This window comes from Inquilinus sp. (genome assembly GCF_057815775.1).
In genome coordinates this window covers 1-1,724 of record NZ_JBYRFX010000514.1, presented here as the reverse complement: position 1 = coordinate 1,724, position 1,724 = coordinate 1, and the positions used below count along the sequence as shown (strand labels likewise).

At 67.6% G+C, this 1,724-nt stretch carries 2 protein-coding genes; one reads left to right on the top strand and one right to left on the bottom strand.

What is annotated here, in order from left to right:
* The first annotated feature begins 71 nt into the window (after positions 1-71).
* Positions 72-491: a hypothetical protein gene (locus AC3XYG_RS17950; RefSeq protein ID WP_489141217.1), complete on the top strand. Its 420-nt coding sequence runs from the start codon at positions 72-74 to the stop codon at positions 489-491.
* A 5-nt stretch (positions 492-496) separates the two neighbouring features.
* On the opposite strand, the gene AC3XYG_RS17945 is transcribed toward AC3XYG_RS17950, so the two are convergent.
* The coding region (locus tag AC3XYG_RS17945) for an aldehyde dehydrogenase family protein (protein ID WP_489141216.1) at positions 497-1,724 on the bottom strand (1,228 nt) is incomplete at its 5' end.

The following is a 1,724-nucleotide window of genomic DNA, read 5'->3' as shown; positions in this document are numbered from 1 at the left end:
TGCGTCCGGTTCCGGCGAAAGGCAAGCGTCGGGGCTTGCGAAGCGTCCCCGCAAGCGGCAGCATCCAGCCCATGCGCCGCCTGGGTCTGGGCCAGGGCCGGCGCGGCAAACAGCAGGACGAAGACGAGCATCAGGCGGCGCCGACAGGAACCTATGGCGGTCAGGTCACGTCGGGCGGTGTGCTCGCGCCATCGACCCTGACCTTCCAGCCCGGCGGGCATGGCGGCTGCTATCACATCGTCGATGCGTCCACCGGCCCCTATGACGGCGCCTTCAGCGCTGGCGAGGCGCTGAGCGGCGGCCGCTACCGCTTCGTCTGGACCGACAAATTCGGCACCGGCACCGTGGTCTTCGCCTTCGAGAATGGCGGCGCCGGCTTCAGCGGCAAATGGTATGTCCAGAACCGTCTCGCCGGCATCTGGCTGGGCAAGCGCATTGCAGATGACGGGGCCGGCTGCAAACCGGCCCCGGTGGCATCGCTCGGCCCGTAAGCCGGTCAGGCGGCCTGCTTGGCCATGTTGACGATCTTCAGCTGGGTGTATTCCTCCAACCCTTCCTGGCCCATCTCCGCGCCCAGGCCCGACTGCTTGGCCCCGGCCATCGGCAGGTCGGGCGACAGGTCGAGATGCTTGTTCACCCAGACCACGCCGGAATCGATCCGTTTGGCCACGTCGAAGGCGCGCTCCGGGTCGGCCGACCAGACGGTGCCGCCTAGCCCGTATTCCGTGTCGTTGGCGCGGGCGATGGCGTCCTCCAGGTCGGTGTAGCGCAGCACCGGCAGCACCGGGCCAAACTGCTCCTCCCGCACCAGCCGTGAGTCGTCGCCGATGTCGCGGACGATGGTCGGGGCGATGAAATAGCCCTTGCGCGACAGCGTCTCGCCGCCGGCGACGATGGTGCCGTCCCGCCTTGCGTCCTCGATGAAGCCCTTGACCTTCTCGTACTGCGCCTTGTTCTGCAGCGGCCCCATCTGGGTGCCCTGCTTCAGCCCGTCATCGACCACCATCTCATCGGCCAGGCGGCCCAGCTCGTCGCAGATCTCGTCATACATCGAATCGTGGACGTAGAGCCGCTTGATGGCGTGACAGACCTGGCCGGAGTTGAGCATCGCGCCCATCAGCAGCTTCGGCGCCACCGTCTTCGGGTCGACGTCGTCGAGCACGATGCCGGCATCGTTGCCGCCGAGCTCCAGCGTCAGCCGCTTCAGCGTGCTCGTGACGCTCTGCATCACCTTCTTTCCGGTCGCGGTCGACCCGGTGAAGGCGACCTTGGCAACATCGGGGTGGCCGGTCAGGGCGCCGCCGAGATCGTTCTGGTCGACGATGATGTTGACCAAGCCGCGCGGCAGGATCTTCGCGCAGAGCTCGCCGAAGAGCAGGGTGGTCAGCGGCGTGGTCGGCGCCGGCTTGACCACCAGGGTGTTCCCGGCCAGCAGCGCCGGCGCCACCTTGATCGCCAGCAGGATGATCGGGAAGTTCCAGGGCGTGATCGCCGCGACGACACCCAGCGGCGTGCGGTGCTCCACCACCCGCTGGCTGTCGTCCTCCTTCAGGATCTTGGTCGGCAGGTCGAGCGTCGACATATAGCGGATGATGCCGGCCGAACGGGCGATCTCCATGGCCGCATGCGGCAGCGGCTTGCCCTGTTCTTCCGTCAGCAGCCGGGCGAATTCGTCCTGGCGCTGCTCCAGGGCCTCCGCCAGCTTGACCAGAAGCTCGCCGCGC

Coding starts and splice junctions, on each gene's coding strand:
- AC3XYG_RS17950 (WP_489141217.1), top strand. CDS start 72: ATGCGCCGCCTGGGTCTGGGCCAGGGCCGGCGCGGCAAACAGCAGGAC.